Source organism: Inquilinus limosus (genome assembly GCF_002195995.1).
Classification (GTDB): domain Bacteria; phylum Pseudomonadota; class Alphaproteobacteria; order DSM-16000; family Inquilinaceae; genus Inquilinus; species Inquilinus limosus_C.
Map to the genome: position 1 here is coordinate 49,857 of NZ_NHON01000024.1, position 16,552 is coordinate 66,408.

Annotated in this window: 18 protein-coding genes; 12 read left to right on the top strand and 6 right to left on the bottom strand. The window is 69.6% G+C overall.

Annotated elements, in window-relative coordinates; translation table 11 throughout:
- Nucleotides 1-169: 169 nt before the first annotated feature.
- Nucleotides 170-502: a DUF1476 domain-containing protein gene (locus BWR60_RS14725; RefSeq protein WP_034833006.1), complete on the bottom strand. Its 333-nt coding sequence runs from the start codon at nt 500-502 to the stop codon at nt 170-172.
- A gap of 205 nt (nt 503-707) precedes the next feature.
- On the opposite strand from BWR60_RS14725, the gene purC reads away from it, so the two are divergent.
- Both purC and purS read left to right on the top strand, forming a co-directional pair.
- Complete coding sequence (purC, locus tag BWR60_RS14730) at nt 708-1,475, top strand: phosphoribosylaminoimidazolesuccinocarboxamide synthase (protein WP_034833007.1); 768 nt, start codon at nt 708-710, stop codon at nt 1,473-1,475.
- Nucleotides 1,472-1,714 (top strand): phosphoribosylformylglycinamidine synthase subunit PurS, encoded by a 243-nt coding sequence (gene purS, locus BWR60_RS14735; RefSeq protein ID WP_034833008.1) that lies wholly within the window; start codon nt 1,472-1,474, stop codon nt 1,712-1,714. The genes purC and purS overlap by 4 nt, the downstream gene beginning before the upstream one ends.
- A 117-nt stretch (nt 1,715-1,831) precedes the next feature.
- Here purS and BWR60_RS14740 read toward each other — a convergent pair whose 3' ends face one another.
- Both BWR60_RS14740 and gcvA read right to left on the bottom strand, forming a co-directional pair.
- On the bottom strand, nt 1,832-2,524 hold the full coding sequence (locus tag BWR60_RS14740; RefSeq protein WP_088151780.1) for a tellurite resistance TerB family protein: 693 nt from the start codon (nt 2,522-2,524) through the stop codon (nt 1,832-1,834).
- 73 nt (nt 2,525-2,597) lie between these two features.
- Nucleotides 2,598-3,530, bottom strand: a complete 933-nt coding sequence (gene gcvA / locus BWR60_RS14745) for a transcriptional regulator GcvA (RefSeq protein ID WP_088151781.1) — start codon at nt 3,528-3,530, stop codon at nt 2,598-2,600.
- 136 nt (nt 3,531-3,666) lie between these two features.
- Between gcvA and BWR60_RS14750 the strand changes: the two genes are divergently transcribed.
- Together BWR60_RS14750 and BWR60_RS14755 are read left to right on the top strand one after the other, a co-directional pair.
- The gene (locus BWR60_RS14750) at nt 3,667-3,888 is read left to right on the top strand and encodes a DUF1127 domain-containing protein (protein ID WP_088151782.1); all 222 of its coding nucleotides are present in this window, start codon (nt 3,667-3,669) and stop codon (nt 3,886-3,888) included.
- 74 nt (nt 3,889-3,962) lie between these two features.
- Nucleotides 3,963-4,703, top strand: coding sequence for a dienelactone hydrolase family protein (locus BWR60_RS14755; protein WP_088151783.1), 741 nt, complete (start codon nt 3,963-3,965; stop codon nt 4,701-4,703).
- Between the two features lie 21 nt (nt 4,704-4,724).
- Here BWR60_RS14755 and BWR60_RS14760 read toward each other — a convergent pair whose 3' ends face one another.
- Nucleotides 4,725-5,660 (bottom strand): transcriptional regulator GcvA, encoded by a 936-nt coding sequence (locus tag BWR60_RS14760; RefSeq protein WP_088151784.1) that lies wholly within the window; start codon nt 5,658-5,660, stop codon nt 4,725-4,727.
- 134 nt (nt 5,661-5,794) lie between these two features.
- Between BWR60_RS14760 and BWR60_RS14765 the strand changes: the two genes are divergently transcribed.
- The 6 genes from BWR60_RS14765 to grxD all read left to right on the top strand — a co-directional run bounded on the left by BWR60_RS14765 (nt 5,795) and on the right by grxD (nt 9,999).
- Entirely contained in the window at nt 5,795-6,019 is a 225-nt protein-coding gene (locus tag BWR60_RS14765) for a hypothetical protein (RefSeq protein ID WP_088151785.1), read from the top strand.
- A gap of 180 nt (nt 6,020-6,199) precedes the next feature.
- Entirely contained in the window at nt 6,200-6,439 is a 240-nt protein-coding gene (locus tag BWR60_RS14770) for a DUF1127 domain-containing protein (RefSeq protein WP_144445623.1), read from the top strand.
- A gap of 55 nt (nt 6,440-6,494) precedes the next feature.
- Nucleotides 6,495-7,175 carry a phosphoribosylformylglycinamidine synthase subunit PurQ gene (purQ, locus tag BWR60_RS14775; RefSeq protein WP_088151787.1) on the top strand — a complete coding sequence of 227 codons (681 nt, stop codon included), beginning with the start codon at nt 6,495-6,497 and terminating at the stop codon, nt 7,173-7,175.
- A complete protein-coding gene (gene purL, locus BWR60_RS14780; protein WP_088151788.1) occupies nt 7,172-9,397 on the top strand; it encodes a phosphoribosylformylglycinamidine synthase subunit PurL in 2,226 nt (741 codons plus the stop codon). The genes purQ and purL overlap by 4 nt, the downstream gene beginning before the upstream one ends.
- Before the next feature lies 1 nt (nt 9,398).
- A complete protein-coding gene (locus tag BWR60_RS14785; protein ID WP_088151789.1) occupies nt 9,399-9,638 on the top strand; it encodes a BolA family protein in 240 nt (79 codons plus the stop codon).
- A 22-nt stretch (nt 9,639-9,660) separates the two neighbouring features.
- Nucleotides 9,661-9,999 (top strand): Grx4 family monothiol glutaredoxin, encoded by a 339-nt coding sequence (gene grxD / locus BWR60_RS14790; protein ID WP_088151790.1) that lies wholly within the window; start codon nt 9,661-9,663, stop codon nt 9,997-9,999.
- A gap of 82 nt (nt 10,000-10,081) precedes the next feature.
- Here the strand turns inward: grxD and BWR60_RS14795 are convergent, their stop codons facing one another.
- Entirely contained in the window at nt 10,082-12,817 is a 2,736-nt protein-coding gene (locus tag BWR60_RS14795) for a calcium-binding protein (protein ID WP_088151791.1), read from the bottom strand.
- Nucleotides 12,818-13,195: 378 nt separating this feature from the next.
- Between BWR60_RS14795 and BWR60_RS14800 the strand changes: the two genes are divergently transcribed.
- Together BWR60_RS14800 and rarD are read left to right on the top strand one after the other, a co-directional pair.
- On the top strand, nt 13,196-14,482 hold the full coding sequence (locus BWR60_RS14800; RefSeq protein WP_230983059.1) for a CynX/NimT family MFS transporter: 1,287 nt from the start codon (nt 13,196-13,198) through the stop codon (nt 14,480-14,482).
- A gap of 19 nt (nt 14,483-14,501) precedes the next feature.
- Nucleotides 14,502-15,443 carry an EamA family transporter RarD gene (gene rarD, locus BWR60_RS14805; protein WP_088151793.1) on the top strand — a complete coding sequence of 314 codons (942 nt, stop codon included), beginning with the start codon at nt 14,502-14,504 and terminating at the stop codon, nt 15,441-15,443.
- 327 nt (nt 15,444-15,770) lie between these two features.
- On the opposite strand, the gene rpsD is transcribed toward rarD, so the two are convergent.
- Nucleotides 15,771-16,385 (bottom strand): 30S ribosomal protein S4, encoded by a 615-nt coding sequence (rpsD, locus tag BWR60_RS14810; protein WP_034845276.1) that lies wholly within the window; start codon nt 16,383-16,385, stop codon nt 15,771-15,773.
- Nucleotides 16,386-16,552 lie beyond the last annotated feature (167 nt).

The following is a 16,552-nucleotide window of genomic DNA, read 5'->3' on the forward strand; positions in this document are numbered from 1 at the left end:
TTTCTCAAAAACATCGAAAAACGAGGCCAGTTCTTCAAAATTCGCCTCAACCGGAATATTGTTTCTCAGTCGTGAAATTTCCAAGCCCAAACCGCATGGCGACGTTTCGAAGCCGATCAACGAAAAAAGGCGGCCGAAGCCGCCCTTCCCGTCCGGATTGCCGCCGGCCTTACTTCGGCGTCGCCTCGGTCATGATCTGCTGCCGCGCCACCGCCAGCAGCGCGTCCATCTTCTTGCGCAGCCGGTGGTCGGACAGGTCGACGTCGTGGATCTTCAGGTCGGCATAGACCTTGTCGTGCACGTCCTCGTCGGTCTGCTTCTCGAAGTCGGACATGATGACCTCCTTCGCATAGGCCTCGGCGTCGGCGCCGGTCTTGCCCAGCAGCTCGGCCGCCCACAGGCCCAGCAGCTTGTTGCGCCGGTTCTGGATCCGGAACAGGAGCTCCTGGTCGTGCTGGAACTCCGCCTCGAAAGCCTGGCCCCGCGAGTCGAACGTCGTCATGCCGTGTCCTTCCACCTGCCCGCGGCCGCGGGCGCACGTCGCATCATGGCGCAGGATATAGCGACTCTGGGCGCCGCGGTCACCCCCGAGGCAACAGGGAGCGTGCAATTGTTTAGCAGACGTGCGCTTGCTATATGTGCGCAGACGCGGACGTCCTGCCGGACGCCCCGACCCTTTTTGTTGGCATCACCGTGGACGTTTCGACATGAGCCGCCGCAGGCGCATCTACGAGGGCAAGGCCAAGGTCCTCTACGAAGGACCGGAGCCCGGCACGATCGTCCAGTATTTCAAGGACGATGCGACGGCGCATAACGGGACGAAGAAGGCGGTGATCTCGGGCAAGGGGGTGCTGAACAACCGCATCTCCGAATACCTGATGACCCGCCTGTCCGAGATCGGCGTGCCGACGCATTTCATGCGCCGCCTGAACATGCGCGAGCAGCTGATCCACGAGGTCGAGATCATCCCGCTCGAGGTGGTGGTGCGGAACATCGCCGCGGGGTCGTTCTCCAAGCGCTTCAACGTGCCCGAGGGCACGCCGCTGCCGCGCTCGATCATCGAGTACTACCTGAAGTCGGACGAGCTCAACGACCCGATGGTGTCGGAGGAGCACATCACCGCCTTCGGCTGGGCCAACGCCCAGGACCTGGACGATATCGTCTCGCTGTCGCTGCGGGTGAACGACTACCTCACCGGCCTGTTCCTCGGCATCGGCCTCAAGCTCGTCGACTTCAAGCTCGAATTCGGCCGTCTCTACGACGAGAACGACGAGATGCGGATCGTCCTGGCCGACGAGATCAGCCCGGACAACTGCCGCCTGTGGGACGTGCAGACCAACGAGAAATTCGATAAGGATCGCTTCCGCCAGGATCTCGGCGGCGTCCTCGAGGCCTATCAGGAAGTGGCCCGGCGCCTCGGCATCCTGCCGGAAGGAAGTGTCGTCGACATCCGCGAGAACCAGGTCGCCCCATGAAAGCCCGCATCCACGTCATGCTGAAGCCCGGTGTCCTCGACACCCAGGGCAAGGCGATCGGTCACTCCCTGCAGGGCCTCGGCTTCGACGAGGTCGGCGAGGTGCGTCAGGGCAAGGTGATCGAGGTCGAGATCGCCGCCGCCGACGCCGCCCAGGCCAAGGCGCGCCTGGACGAGATGTGCCGCAAGCTGCTGGCCAACCCGGTCACCGAGAGCTACACGATCGACGTCGTCGCCTGAGACGGCCCCTCCCCTTTTGTCATTGCCGGGCTTGACCCGGCAATCCAGGGGCCACCGAGAACCGCCCTGGCCGCCCCTGGATCCTCGGGTCAAGCCCGAGGATGACAGCGAGGGCTGTCACACCACCGCGGCGGCCTGCGCCTCGAGATGGGCCGCCAGCCCCTCGGGCAGCTTCAGCCGCGCCGCCAGGTCGTCGAGATAGGCCTTCTCGCGCGGATCGTCCGCGTCGATCGCCAGCCGCGAGGCCAGCCAGATCTCCGCCGCCTGCTCCGGCGTCGCCGCCAGGGCCGCGATCGCGGCGATGTCGAGCGGCTTCGCCAGCTCGTCCATGACGAAGGCCTTCTCCTCGGTGCCGAGGCCGAGCTGGCCGATGCGGTCGAACAGCGCCTTCTGCTCGGTCGCGTCGATATGGCCGTCGGCCTTGGCCGCGGCAATCATCGCCCGAACCACCGCGATGCGCGCATCCCCGCCGCCGGCGGCGCTCTGCGTCTCCAGGTCGAACGGGCTGCGCGGCGGCGGCAGCGGGATCGGCTGCTGCGCCGGCGGCTGGGCCGGGGCCGGCGCCCGGTTGGCCGACCAGTCCTGCCAGGCCTTGTAGGCCAGGCCGCCGAGCACCGCGGCGCCGCCATAGCCGAGCATCGAACCGCCGAACTTGCGGACCTTCTTCGAGCCGAGGAGAAGGCCGATCAGCCCGCCGCCGACGGCGCCGGTGGCCAGCGTGCCGAGATTGCCGGACAAGCCGGAGGTCTTGCCGCCGGGCTGCTTGGCGCCGCCCAGGAAATCCTCGAACAGCTTCTTCGGGTCGATCACGCGCCTGTCCTCCAGTCGTTGCCACGGAGGGCAGATGGCCCGGCCGGCGAGGCCCGGCAAGGCCGGGCTGCGCCTAATCCGCCGGGCGCGACGACATGTCCGGTTCCCGCGGCACCCGGATGGTGCCGGCCGCAGCGGCGACGATCCAGTCGCGGAACGCCCGCACCATCGGCCGGCGCAGCGATCGCGCCGTGGCGACGAAGTGGTAGCTGGCGGCGCTCGGCACCGACAGGTCGAGCGGCCGCACCAGCCGGCCTGCCGCCAGGTCGTCGGCCACCAGGGAGAACACGGCCAGCGCCACCCCCTGCCCCTCCACCGCCGCCTGGATGGCCATCGAGGAGTCGCTGACCCGCGGTCCGCGCACCCAGTCGACATCCGCCATCCCGACGGCCCGCAGCCAGTCGCGCCAGGGCGCCAGGGACTGGTCGTGCAGCAGCGTCTGGCGGTGCAGGTCGTCGAGGGTGCGCAGCCCCGGCGTGCCGTCGCGCAGCGCCGGGCTGCACACCGGGAAGGTGTCSTCGGCGAACAGCCGGTCGCAGGACAGTCCCTCCCACCCGCCCTGGCCCCAGCGGGTGGCGCAATCGGCCTCGCCGCCCTCCAGATCGACCCGGGCCAGCGACGCCGTGACGTTGACGTCGATGTCCGGATGCGCCGAGGTGAAGCCCTGCAGGCGAGCCGTCAGCCATTTCGCCGCGAAGGACGGGGTGGTGCTGATGGTCAGCACGCCGGCCGCGCGGCCCGGCGCGATCTGCGCCGTGGCGTCGGCGATGCCGGCCAGCGCGCCGCTGACCAGCGGCAGGTAGACGCGGCCGGCCTCGGTCAGTTCCAGGCTGTTCTCGCGCCGGTGGAACAGCCTGACCGACAGCCACTCCTCCAGCCGGCGCACCTGCTGGCTGACCGCCGCCTGGGTCACCGACAACTCGGCCGCGGCGCGGGTGAAGCTGCGATGCCGCGCCGCCGCCTCGAAGGCCCGCACGCCGTTCAGCGGCGGCAACCGCCATCCCACATCCCGCCTCCCGCCCGCAGGCCAAGTTTTTGTTGGGCTAGGGCCAGACTATCCCGTTTGCGGCCGCAGCCGCCAGGACCGATCTTCAGGGAACGGGTCGACCCCTGATCTGCAACCCCGATCAGGACCGTAGCCAATGACCAGCTGCTGCATCGACGAGCCCCGCCCCGCATCGCGCCGGCGGCCCTCCCCCCTCCTGTCCCTGCTCCGCCGTATCGCGGCCCTGCCGGCGCTGTGGAGCGCCCGGATCCAGGCCCGCAGCCGGATGCAGCGGATGGACGACGAGACCCTGCTCGACCTCGGCCTGCGCCGCGACCAGGTCGAGACCATGCGCCGCAAGCCGTTCTGGCGGGAATGAGGACTATGATCCCGGCGCGGCCGCCCCTCTCGTTGCGCTCCCGCGGCCGGGGTAGGTTCACCAAGGATGGGCAGATGAGGCGCGACCTTCAGATCAAGACCTCGGACGGGACGGCCAAGGCGGCGCTGTTCCACCCCGACGGCGCCGCCGCCGGCGGCAAGGCGCTGCGCGGGGTCATCCTCTACATGGACGCGATGGGCCCGCGGGCCTCCTTGGCCGGGATGGCGCAGCGGCTGGCCGATTCGGGCCATGTCGTGCTGCTGCCGGACCTGTTCTACCGGTTCGGCGCCTATGGCCCGTTCACCGGCGCTTCCTTCGCCGACGAGACGGCGCGCGCCCGGATCATGACCATGCTGCGCGAGACCAGCCAGGAGATGACCCGGCGCGACACGGCCGCCTTCATCGACGCGCTGGACGCCGAGACGATCGCCGGCCCGATCGGCACCGTCGGCTACTGCATGGGTGGCGCCCGGGCCCTGACAGCCGCGGCGGCCTATGCCGACCGGATCGGCGCCGCGGCCAGCGTCCATGGCGGCAACCTGGCCAGCGAGGCGGCGGACAGCCCGCATCTGCTCGCCGACAAGATCAAGGGCCGCGTCTATGTCGGCGTCGCCGGAGTCGACAACAGCTTCCCGCCGGAGCAGTCGGCGCGGCTGGCCGAGGCCCTGCGGCGGGCCGAGGTGGACCACATCATCGAAAGCTATGTCGGCATGGCGCATGGCTGGGCGGTGCCCGACCACAGCGTCTACAACGAGACCGGCGCCGAACGGCACTGGAAGCGGCTGCTGACCTTCTTCGACGAGGCGCTGGCCTGAGCCGGCCCCTGCCGGCGGTGGTCACGCCGCCGGCAGGGTCATCGGCTCCTCCGGCGACGCCTCGGCCTCGGCGGCGACGGCGAACAGCCAGTCGCGGAAGGCCCGCACCAGCGGCCGGTTGAGGGCGGTCGGCGGCGCCACGAAATAATAGGCGTAGTCGCTCTTCAGATGGTCGCGCGGCAGCGACTGCCAGAACGGCCGCACCAGCCGGCCGGCGCGGAGGTCGTCCATCACCAGCACCCGCTGCGCCAGTGCCACCCCCTGCCCTTCGATCGCCATCTGGATCAGCAGCGCCGAATCCTGCGTCCGCGGGCCGCGGACCCAGCCGAGATCCTCCATCCCCGCCGCCCGCAGCCAGTGCTTCCACTGCACCAGCGTCTCGTCGTGCAGCAGGCGGAAGCGGCGCAGATCCTCCAGCTGGCACAGCCCGGCCTCGACCAGCGCCGGGCTGCACACCGGGAAGGTGTCCTCGGAGAACAGCTTCTCCGCCACCACGCCCTCCCAGGCGCCGCTGCCGAAGCGGATGGCGCAGTCGACCTGGTCGCGGCTGAAATCGACCAGCCGGGATTCGGCGTCGAGATTGACGTCGATCTCCGGCTGCTGTTCGTTGAAGGACGGCATCCGCGACACCAGCCATTTGCGGATGAAGGACGGAATCGCCGACACGGTGAGGATGCCGGAATGCGGCAGCGGCCGGATCCGTGCCGTGGCCTCGGCGATGGCGTCGAAGGCGTCGCGCAGCACCGGCAGATAGGCCCGGCCGGTGTCGGTCAGCTCGAGCCCGCCCTCGGTGCGGTTGAACAGCTTGGCGCCCAGCCAGTCCTCCAGCCGGCGCACCTGCTGGCTGACCGCCGCCTGGGTCACCGCCAGCTCCTCGGCGGCGCGGGTGAAGCTCTCATGGCGGGCCGCGGCCTCGAAGGCGCGGACGCCGTTCAGCGGCGGCAGGCGACGGCGCATGGGTTCCCTCATCGGCTCGATAGATTCTCTTATCCCGTTCACGAGAATATCCTGTTTGCGGTTTGTTCTCCAGATCGCGATCATCAAGGCATTCCCGATGACAGATCGAACGCCCTGCCGGAAAGGGAAATGCCATGACGACCGCCTGCACCGACCACGCCGCCATCCAGCCTCGCGCCACCCTGCCGACCAGCCGGTCCGGGCTGCGCGCCCTGATCGGCGCCGCCGCATCCGCGCTGGGCGGCCGCCGCCTTCCCCGGCTGCCGGTCGAGGCGCTGGACGACCACATGCTGCGCGACATCGGCGTCGACGGGCCGGCGCCCGCCAGCGACCCGCGCGACCTGCTTCTGCGCCTGTGACCTGATCCCCCTGCGATCGAGCCACCTCGGGCCGGATCCGCCGCGGATCCGGCCTTTTCATTTCCGGGAGGAAGCCGGGATCCGGCCTCCTGAGGACACCGCCCGGTGTATCCCGGGTGACACGCGGCGACTGCCGGAGGCGATAGGGTCGAGTCTCATCAACCCGCGATGGAGACGACCATGACCCTGTCAGTTGCGGACCGCGGGGCGCGCAGCGGTGCAGCCGATGGTGCGAGCGAACGACGGCGCTGCGGCTTGAGCCGGCTCTGGTTCGCCGCGGCCGGTCATCTGGCCCGGTGGTCGTGCCGTCATCAAACCCGGCGCCAGCTTCGGATGCTGGACAGCCGCATGCTGAACGATATCGGCCTGTGCCGGGACGAGGCGCTGGCGGAAGCGCTGAAACCCTTCTGGCGCGCATGACAGCACATCCTGCGCCGCCCTTGCCAAGGCCCGGCAGGACCGCTACATCCCGGCCATGCAAGCCGCCGTCATCGTCTTCCCGGGATCGAACGCCGACCGAGACCTCGCCGTGGCACTCTCCCACGCGACCGGACGGCCGACCCACATGGTCTGGCACCGCGACACCGAGCTGCCGCCGACCGACCTGATCGCCATCCCCGGCGGTTTCTCCTATGGCGACTATCTGCGCTCCGGCGCGATGGCGGCGCAGTCGCCGATCATGGGCGCGATCCGCGAGGCGGTGGCCCGCGGCGTGCCGACCGTCGGCATCTGCAACGGCTTCCAGATCCTGACCGAGGCGGGGCTGCTGCCCGGCGCGCTGCTGCGCAACGCCGGCCTGAAATTCTGCTCCCGCACCGTGGCGATGCGGGTCGAGACCTCGAACAGCCCGTTCACCCGCGGCTACAACGCTGGCCAGACGGTGCGCATCCCGATCCAGCACCATGACGGCTGCTACTTCGCCGACCCGGACACGCTGAAGCGGCTGGAGGACGAGGACCGCGTCGCCTTCCGCTACATCGCCGACCAGGACGGCCGCGGCAACCCGAATGGCAGCCTGAACGACATCGCCGGCATCCTGTCCGAGAACCGGCGGGTGCTCGGCATGATGCCCCACCCCGAGCGGGCGGCGGAGCCGGAGCACGGCAATTCCGACGGCCGCGCCATGTTCGAAGGCCTGGCGCAGATTCTTTCATGACCCATCCGTCCAACGCCCCCCAGGAACCGGACGTCACCCAGGCGCTGGCGGCCGAATTCGGCCTGACCGCCGACGAATTCGCCCTGACCCAGACCATCATGGGCCGGATGCCGACGCTGACCGAGCTCGGCATCTTCTCGGTGATGTGGTCGGAGCACTGCTCCTACAAATCCTCGCGCCGCTGGCTGAAGCAGCTGCCGACCGAGGCGCCCTGGGTGATCTGCGGCCCCGGCGAGAATGCCGGCGTGATCGACATCGGCGACGGCCAGGCCGCCATCTTCAAGATGGAGAGCCACAACCACCCGAGCTTCATCGAGCCCTATCAGGGTGCGGCGACCGGCGTCGGCGGCATCCTGCGCGACGTGTTCACCATGGGCGCGCGGCCGGTGGCGAACATGAACGCGCTGCGCTTCGGCAGCCCGGACCACCCGAAGACCCGGCACCTGGTGGCCGGCGTGGTCGAGGGCATCGGCGGCTACGGCAACTGCGTCGGCGTGCCGACGGTGGGCGGCGAGACCAACTTCCACGCCTCCTACAACGGCAACATCCTGGTCAACGCCATGACCGTGGGCGTGGCCAGCACCGACAAGATCTTCTATTCGGCCGCCGGCGGCATCGGCAACCCGGTGGTCTATGTCGGCTCCAAGACCGGGCGCGACGGCATCCACGGCGCCACCATGGCCTCGGCCGAGTTCGACGAGGCGTCGGAGGAGAAGCGCCCGACCGTGCAGGTCGGCGACCCCTTCACCGAGAAGCTGCTGATCGAGGCCTGCCTGGAGCTGATGGCCACCGACGCCATCGTCGCCATCCAGGACATGGGCGCGGCCGGCCTGACCTCCTCCTCCGTCGAGATGGCGAGCAAGGGCGGCTGCGGCATCGAGCTTGATCTCGACCATGTGCCGCAGCGCGAGACCGGCATGGTCCCTTACGAGATCATGCTGTCGGAGAGCCAGGAGCGGATGCTGATGGTGCTGGAGCCCGGCCGCGAGGCCGAGGCCGAGGCGATCTTCCGCAAATGGGAGCTGGACTTCGCCGTGATCGGCCGGGTCACCGACACCGGCCGCATGGTGCTGAAGATGCACGGCATGGTCTGGGCCGACATGCCGGTGGCGGAGCTGGTCGACGCCTCGCCGAACTATGCCCGGCCGTGGGAGCCGACGCCGAAGCAGCCGGAAATCGCTGCCGCGTCCCTGCCGCTGCCGGACACGGCAGAGGCGGTGCTGACGCGCTTGCTGGCCTGCCCCGACCTCGCCTCCAAGCGCTGGATCTGGGAGCAGTATGACAGCCAGGTCGGCGCCGACACGGTCGCCCTGTCCGGCCAGGCCGACGCGGCGCTGGTGCGGGTGCACGGCACCGGCAAGGTGCTGGCCATCACCACCGACTGCACGCCGCGCTACTGCCTGGCCGACCCCGAGGCCGGCGGCGCCCAGGCCGTGGCCGAGGCATGGCGGAACCTGACCGCCACCGGCGCCCGGCCGCTGGCGATCACCGACAACATGAACTTCGGCAACCCCGAGAAGCCGCGGATCATGGGCCAGTTCGTCGGCTGCATCCAGGGCATGAGGGCCGCCTGCGAAGCGCTTGATTTCCCGGTCGTTTCCGGCAACGTTTCGCTCTACAACGAGACCTCGGGCGAGGCCATCCTGCCGACCCCGGCGATCGGCGGCGTCGGCTTGATCCAGGATGGCGGGCGCCATGTCCGGCTCGGCTTCAAGGCCGCCGGCGAAGCCATTGTCCTGGTTGGCGAAACCAAGGGTCATGTCGGCGCGTCGCTGTATGCCCGCGAGATCCATGACCGCGAGGACGGCGCGCCGCCGCCGGTCGACCTGGCCGCGGAACGCCGCAACGGCGACCTGGTCCGGGCGCTGATCCAGGACGGCACGGCCACCGCCTGCCACGACCTCTCCGACGGCGGCCTCTATGTCGCCGTGGCGGAGATGGCGATGGCCGGCCGGATCGGCGCCACGGTCGATCTTCCGGCCGACGCCGGGCTGCTGTTCGGCGAGGACCAGGGCCGCTATCTGGTGACCGCGGCCGACGGCGAGGCGCTGCTGGCGCGGGCCCGGGCGGCGGGCGTGCCGGCGCAAATCATCGGCCGCACCGGCGGCGACGTGTTGAAGCGCGACGACGGCAGTGCCATATCGGTGGCTGAACTGCGCCGCGTCAACGAGGCGTGGCTGCCCAACTACATGACCGACATCGTGCAGTCGGGAGAGGCGTGAGATGGCGATGGACCCGGCGGAGATCGTCCGCCTGATCAAGGACGGCCTGCCCGGCGCCGAGGTGCGGATCGAGGATCTGCGCGGCGACGGCGACCATTATGCCGCCTATGTCACCAGCCCCGCCTTTGCCGGCAGGAGCCGCGTGCAGCAGCACCAGATGGTCTATCAGGCCCTGGGCGGCCGGATGGGCAATGAGCTGCACGCGCTGATGCTGCACACCTCGATCGCCGCCGAAGCCTGACCCTCAGCCAGCGAGTACCCCCATGGACAATCCCGTCTTCGAGCGCATCCGCAACGACATCGCCGGCACCGACGTCGTCGTCTACATGAAGGGCACCCCGGTGTTCCCGCAATGCGGCTTCTCCGCCGCCGTGGTGCAGGTGCTGACCCATCTCGGCGTGCCGTTCAAGGGCATCGACATCCTGACCGACCCCGGCCTGCGCCAGGGCATCAAGGAATTCTCGAACTGGCCGACCATCCCGCAGGTCTACGTCAAGGGCGAGTTCGTCGGCGGCTGCGACATCATCCGCGAGATGTACCAGACGGGCGAGCTGACGGAGCTGCTCGAGGCCAAGGGCGTCGCCGTCCCCGCCCAGGGCTGACACCGACCGCCGAGATCATCTGCGTCAGACAGAGCGCCCGCCCCTTCCGGGGCGGGCGTTGTCATATGGGCACCGACCGTTCCTACAGGACGAAGTCGGCCGCGACCAGCGTGGGCGTGCCGGTGAGCTGGATGTGGAAGTCGGACACGCCGTCGCCGTTGACGTCGCCGGCGATGGTGGTCACGCCGGGGCTGGTGATGGCGAAGCGCAGCTCGCCGGCGTGATGGGTGAAGAGGCCTGTGCCGATGAAGGTGAAGGCCTGGTTGCCGGCCAGGCCCGTGTTGGCGTCGATGGCCGAGAGGTCGATACGGTCGCCCTGGGCGTGGCTGAAATCGACGATCCGGTCGGCATTGACCCCGACCGTGCTGTCGCCGATGCTGGCATAGACGAAGCGGTCGGCGCCGGCGCCGCCGGTCATCGTGTCCTTGCCGGCGCCGCCCACGAGCTGATCGTTGCCGTCGCCGCCCGCGAGAGCGTCGTTGCCGCTCCAGCCCTGCAGGGTGTTGGCCGCGGCGTTCCCCACCAGGCTGTCATTGCCCTGGCTGCCGCTGACGTTCTCGATGTTGTACAGAGTATCGCCCTGGGCATCGCCGCCGCTGCCGGTGCCGGCCGTCAGGTTGACCACCACCCCGACCGTGCCGGTGTAATAGCTGACCGTGTCGATGCCGGCGCCGCCATCCTGATAGTCGGCCCCGGCATCGCCGCGCAGCACGTCGTTGTCGGCGCCGCCATAGAGATAGTCGTTGCCGGCCGCGCCGGAGATAGTGTCGTTGCCGGCGTCGCCATACAGGCTCTCGGCATCGACCGATCCGACCAGGACATCCGCGCCGTCGCCGCCGGAGCCGTAGTCGCTGCCGCCGCCTCCGGTCTCGATCCGGTCGTCGCCGGCGCCGCCATACATATAGTCGCGGCCGACGCCACCCTTGAGAACGTCATTGCCGTCGTTTCCTGACAAGCTGTCGTCGCCGGTGCTGCCGCCGATCGTGTCGTTGCCGGCCCCGCCGCTGAGGGTGTCGTTGCCCCCCGCCCCGTTCAGGGCATCGGCCCCATCGCCGCCATAGATGGAATCATTTCCGGCGCCGCCCGCGATGCTGTCGCTGCCCGTCCCGGCATAATAGGTCATCAACTCCATGTTGACGGCGCGGCTGCCGTCGCTGCCGGCCGCCCCGTTCAGGACGAAGGTGACCCCGACGGTGGTGGTGCTGCGGTCGACATAGAGCGTGTCGGTGCCCGCCCCGCCGTCGACGACGTCGACGCCGATCCCGGTGGCGATATAGTCATCGCCGTCGCCGCCGGCGATCGAGTCATTGTCGGCCCCGCCATAGAGCGAGTCGTTGCCGCCATAGCCGTAGATCGTGTCGTTGCCGGCATCGCCATACAGGCTGTCGGCATCGTTCGACCCGACCATCGTGTCCTTGCCGTCGCCGCCGGAGCCGTAGTCGCTGCCGCCGCCCCCGGTCTCGATCCGGTCGTCGCCGGCGTTCCCGTACATGTAATCCCGGCCGAGGCCGCCGCGGAGGGTGTCGTTGCCGTCATTCCCCGACAGGCTGTCGTCGCCGTCACCGCCCGCGAGCGTGTCGGTGCCGGCGTTGCCATTGAGGGTGTCGTTGCCCGCCGCCCCGTTCAGGACATCGGTCCCGTCGCCGCCATGGATGGCGTCGTTGCCGCCGGCCCCGGTGACGGTGTCGTTGCCCGACCCGGCATAGTAGGTCATCACCTCCATGTTGATGGCCCGGCTGCCGTCGCTGCCGGCCGCGCCGTTCAGGACGAAGGTGACCCCGACGGTGGTGGTGCTGCGGTCGACATAGAGCGTGTCGGTGCCCGCCCCGCCGTCGACGATGTCGGCGCCGATCCCGGTGGCGACATAATCGTCGCCGTCGCCGCCGGCGATCGCATCATTGTCGGCCCCGCCATAGAGGAAATCATTGCCGGCATAGCCGTAGATCGTGTCGTTGCCGGCATCGCCGTACAGCGTATCGGCGTCGGACGACCCGACCATCGTGTCCTTGCCGTCGCCGCCGGAGCCGTAGTCGCTGCCGCCGCCCCCGGTCTCGATCCGGTCGTCGCCGATGCCGCCATACAGGTAATCCCGGCCGGCATTGCCGCGGAGAATGTCGTTGCCGTCATTCCCCGACAGGTTGTCGTCGCCGTCGCCGCCGCCGAGCGTGTCGGTGCCGTTACCGCCGTTGAGATTGTCGTTGCCGGCGGCGCCGTTCAGGACGTCGGTGCCGTCATAGCCGTAGATCGTGTCATTGCCGCCGGCGCCGGTGATGGTGTCGTTGCCCGACCCGGCATAGTAGGTCATCACCTCCATGTTGATGGCCCGGCTGCCGTCGCTGCCGGCCGCCCCGTTCAGGACGAAGGTGACGCCGACAGTGGTGGTGCCGCGGTCGACATAGAGCGTGTCGGTGCCCGCCCCGCCATCGACGGTATCGACCCCGACCCCGGCGGCGATGTAGTCGTCGCCGTCACCGCCGCCGAGATTGTCGTTGCCGGCGCCGCCGTAAAGCGAATCGTTGCCGGCCGCACCGGTGATGGTGTCGTTGCCGTCATCACCATAGAGGCTCTCGGCATCGGCCGATCCGATCAGCGTGTCGTTGCCGGCACCGCCCGAACCGTAGTCGTTGCCGCCGCCACCGGTCTCGATCCGGTCGTCGCCGTCGCCGCCATACATGTAGTCCCGGCCGGTGCCGCCGCGGAGAATGTCGTTGCCCGCATATCCCTGCAGCATGTCGTCGCCCGCCAGGCCGTCGATGGTGTCGGCGCCGGCGGTTCCGGTCAGATTATCGTTGCCAGGGGTTCCTGGGATGATCGCCATCGTGACTATGCCTTCTGTTCAAATCGCCGGATGTCCAGGCCGGCCCCGGCACAACGCCATCAGCCCGGGCCGAGGCCCAGGGGACGCGCCGGCGGGCCGCGTGCCTGAAGAAGAACGCCAAGCCTGACGCGAAACGAGGCGTTCGGCATCATCCGAACGGAGGGTGCGCCGTCCGGGGCGGATGTGTATTTTCGCCGCCCCTCTTTTCGATTCGCCCCTGACCGACGGCCCCGCCGGCTGCGCGGACCGCGTCATGCCGAGCCCTGGACCCTGGCATGACGAGGTGGGGCGGGCGGTGACGCCCCGCCCCGTCCAGAATGGCGGCCAACCGCCCGGGAGCCGACCGGCGCGGAGTTGTTGCGTGCCAGGAGGATGCCCGTGGTGTCGACAGCCGAGCAGGATCGGAAGGCCCGAGCCGTGCCCCATGACCTCTCCGACGAGCTGCTGATCGACGCCGAGGTCGACGACATCCCGGCGCCGGCAACGCCGTTGAAGGCCGGGTGGCTGCTGGTCGTCAGCCTGGTGCTGATCGCGCTCAACCTGCGACCGGCGCTGTCCAGCCTGGGGCCGGTGCTGAAGGAGATCATCGCCGATACCGGCCTGTCCGCCGGCGGCGCCAGCCTGCTGACGACCGCGCCGGTGGTCTGCCTCGGCCTGTTCGGCGTGCTGGCGCCGCGGATCAGCCGGCGGCTGGGCACCGAGCGCGCGGTGCTGGCGCTGCTGCTGGTGCTGGCGGCCGGCACCGCGCTGCGCGGCCTGGGCACGCCGCCCGCCCTGCTGCTGGGCGCCGTCCTGGCCGGCGCCGGCATCGGCGTCACCAACGTGCTGCTGCCGGGGATCGTCAAGCGCGACTTCCCGGACAAGGCGCCGCTGATGACCGGCGTCTACACCATGGCGCTGTGCGCCGGCGCCGCCCTGGCCGCCGGCGCCACCCTGCCGATCACCCAGGCCGCCGGCGGATCCTGGGCCGCGGCCCTGGCCTTCTGGGCCGTTCCGGCGGTCATCGCCGCCCTGGTCTGGCTGACGCAGATCCCGCCGCGCCAGGGCCCGGCCGCCCATGCCGGCTTCACCGTGCGCGGCCTGTGGAGCGACCCGCTGGCCTGGCAGGTGACGCTGTTCATGGGGCTGCAATCCTCGCTGGCCTACAGCGTCTTCGGCTGGCTGGCGCCGATCCTGCGCGACCGCGGCATCGATGGCGTGGCCGCCGGGATCATGGTCTCGGTCTCGATCATGGTCCAGGTCGCCGCGGCGCTGGTGGCGCCGTCGCTGGCGACCCGCGGCCGCGACCAGCGCCTGGCCGCCGTCCTGTGCATGGCGTTCTCGCTCGTCGGATTCCTGGGCTGCATCTTCGCGCCGCTGGGCACCATCTGGCTGTGGATCGTGCTGCTCGGCATCGGCCAGGGCGCCGCCTTCGCCGTGGCGCTGACCCTGGTGGTGCTGCGTACGCCGGACGCTCATGTCGCGGCCCATCTCTCCTCGATGTCGCAGGGCGTGGGCTACACCCTGGCCTCCGGCGGGCCGCTGCTGATCGGTTTGCTGCACGACTGGACCGGCGGCTGGGCCGCGGCGGGCTTCTTCGTCCTCGCCATCGGCACGGCGGCGGGGATCGCCGGTGTCGGCGCCGGCCGGGCCCGCCTCGTTGCGGCCCGGGCCGTTGCCCGCTGACGCCGGACCGGGGACCACGATGTCGGCCGACACTCAAGCCAGCCGCAGCCATGCCGGCTTCGGGGCGGGCGCGGCGCTCGGCGCCTTCCTGATCTGGGGCTTCGCGCCGCTCTACTTCAAGGCGGTGGAGCATGTCGGCGCCTGGCAGATCGTGGCGCATCGCATCCTGTGGAGCGTCGTCATGCTGGGCCTGCTGCTGCTGGCCCTCGGGCGGTTGCACGAGATCGGCGACGTGCTGCGCAGCCGCCGCCGCTTCCTGACCTATTGCGCCACCACCGCCCTGGTGACCGCGAATTGGAGCGTCTTCATCTGGGCGGTGCTGAACGGCTATCTGGTGCAGTCGGCGCTCGGCTATTACCTGAGCCCGCTGATCAATGTCCTGCTCGGGGTCGCCTTCCTGGGCGAGCGGCTGAGCCGGGCGCAGGTGGCAGCCGCGTGCCTGGCCGCGGCCGGCGTCCTGATCTCGGTGATCGGTGCCGGCGAGATCCCGTGGATCGCGCTGGCCCTGGCCCTGACCTGGGGCTTCTACGGCCTGATCCGCAAGCGCGAGAGGATCGATCCCTTCGTCGGGCTGATGGTCGAGACGGCCTTCCTGCTGCCGGTCTGCCTGGCCTATCTGCTGTGGCTGTGGAGCCAGGGCGCAGGCGCCTTCGGCCCGCTGGCCGCCGGCGGTGAGGGCTGGGCGATGTCGCTGGCGATCATGGCCTCGGGGCTGATCACCGGCCTGCCGATCGTGCTGTACATGATCGGGGCACGGCACCTGCCGCTGTCGACCGTCGGGCTGCTGCAGTACCTGTCGCCGAGCATCAACCTGGTGCTGGCGACGCTGGTGTTCGAGGAGCCGCTGCGGCCCGCCACGCTGGTGACCTTCGGCTTCATCTGGGCCGGCCTCGTCCTGTTCACCATCGACGCCACCCGGCGCGCCCGCCTGCCGGTCGCGCCACGCCACGGCGTCGGCTAGAGCGGAATGAATTGAGGCCGGGTCGCGTCAGTCCGTTCGGACCGGCTGACAGGATGTCGAGCGTCTTCGCGCGTTGCCTCTCCCGCCGGACGCGGGAGAGGTCGGGCTCGCGCAGCGAGACCGGGTGAGGGCTGGTCCCGGCCTCGACAAACTCCCCTCACCCGGAGCCGCTTCGCGTCTCCGACCTCTCCCGCAAGCGGGAGAGGCAACACCTTACCGGCCTGGCGAGATCGGGATAGCCCGATCGACCCTCAACTCATCCAGCTCTCAACGAAAAAGGGGCGCCCCGGAGAGCGCCCCTTCTTCCGTCGGACAGCCGGCCGAGGATCAGCGGCTGTAGAACTCGACCACCAGGTTCGGTTCCATCTGGACCGGGTACGGCACGTCGGCCAGGGCCGGGGTGCGCACGACCTTGCCCTTGAAGGCGCCGTGGTCGACCTCGATGTACTCCGGCACCTCGCGCTCGGACGACGCGATGGCGCCCAGGATCAGGGCCATCTCACGCGACTTCTGCTTGATCTCGATCACGTCGCCGTCCTTGACCTGGTAGGAGGCGATGTTGAGACGCTTGCCGTTCACCAGGACATGGCCGTGGTTGACCAGCTGGCGGGCGGCGAACACGGTCGGGACGAACTTCATCCGGTAGACGACGGTGTCCAGGCGGCGCTCCAGCAGGCCGATCAGGTTCTCGCCGGTGTCGCCCTTGCGGCGCACGGCCTCGTCGAACAGGCGGCGGAACTGCTTCTCGCCGATGTTGCCGTAGTAGCCCTTCAGCTTCTGCTTGGACATCAGCTGCGTGCCGAAATCGGTCGGCTTCTTGCGCCGCTGGCCGTGCTGGCCCGGGCCGTATTCGCGGTTGTTCAGGGGGCTCTTCGGACGGCCCCAGAGGTTGACGCCAAGGCGGCGGTCGATCTTGTGCTTCGAATTCTGGCGCTTGCTCACGCGCGCGGTCCTTCTTCTCTCATGTTGTCCCGGTAGGCCCTGCCAATGGCAGAGCGGGGCGCCGGCTCACGCACCGGACCCGCGTTCCCGGGAATGGAAGCGGTGAAGAACGCCATTTGGGCCGCAATGTCAAGCCTGAAGCGGCTTTCAGCCCGGCGGGGAGTGCC